A 981-nucleotide genomic window follows, 5' to 3' on the forward strand; every position below is an offset into this window, starting at 1 on the left:
GAGCAGGGCCGGGTGGCGGCCTGCCACGCCTTCGGCGTCAACCTGCCGCCGCCGCCCGAGAGCTTTCCCTACGGCATCTATGCCGTGCCGGAGATCTCGACGGTCGGTCTGTCGGAAGAGCAGGTGCGCGAGAGCGGCGCCGCCTATGAGGTTGGCCTGGCACGTTTTCGCGAGACCTCGCGCGGCCACATCATGGGCGTCTCGAGCGGTTTCCTGAAGCTGTTGTTCTCGGTCGAGACGCGCCGCCTGCTCGGCGCCCACATCGTCGGCGAGGGCGCCACCGAGCTCATCCATATCGGCCAGGCGGTGATCAATCTCGGCGGCACGGTCGACTTCTTCGTCAACAACACCTTCAACTACCCGACGCTGGCGGAAGCCTACAAGATTGCGGGCTTGGACGCCTGGAACCGAATGGGGCATGGGTGAGGGCTCTGGCCCGGAGGCCGCTCGAATAGCTCGCCAAGGCGTGCCTGGACCATTCCCGTGCCCGTATCGCGGCAGTCGATCGGGCGGCGGCAAACAGTGGCAAGCAAAGCAGATGCCGTTGCCCAGCGAAGCGCTGGCCCGTTACCGAACGGGTGGCCACGGAGCGCTTTTGAGAACTGTTGATTGCCGGCACCGAAGCCCGCCTGGCCGGCCCGGTCAGGCAACCTGTGCAGGCGCTGCCAGCCACCGCCGCACGATCGCGGCGTCCGCGTCGCCGAATTCATGGCCGGAGGCAATGATGCGTGCGTCGACCTCGGCGTGGCGTTCGCTGAACAACGTCACCAGCGCGGGCGCGAACGGACCGTAGGTCTGGTCGGCGGCGCCGGCGACGATCAGCACGCGTGTTCCGCCGAGGTCGGTCATCGGGGACATGTCGAGCACCGGCATTGCCCGCAAGAGCGCCGCCTGCCTGACCACGCCGGGATGGAGCAGCATCAGGCTGGAGACGACATTGGCGCCGTTCGAATAGCCAAGGAAGGTCGCACGCTTCGGGTC

At 67.2% G+C, this 981-nt stretch carries 2 pseudogenes; one reads left to right on the forward strand and one right to left on the reverse strand.

Features of this window, described 5'->3' with window-relative positions:
• A pseudogene (locus EOD07_RS35560) lies at nt 1-426 on the forward strand (Si-specific NAD(P)(+) transhydrogenase); the annotation flags it as partial.
• Nucleotides 427-642: 216 nt separating this feature from the next.
• Here EOD07_RS35560 and EOD07_RS35565 read toward each other — a convergent pair.
• Nucleotides 643-981 (reverse strand): annotated as a pseudogene (locus EOD07_RS35565) (alpha/beta hydrolase); the annotation flags it as partial.

The sequence above is a fragment of the Mesorhizobium sp. M2C.T.Ca.TU.002.02.1.1 genome (assembly GCF_003997225.1).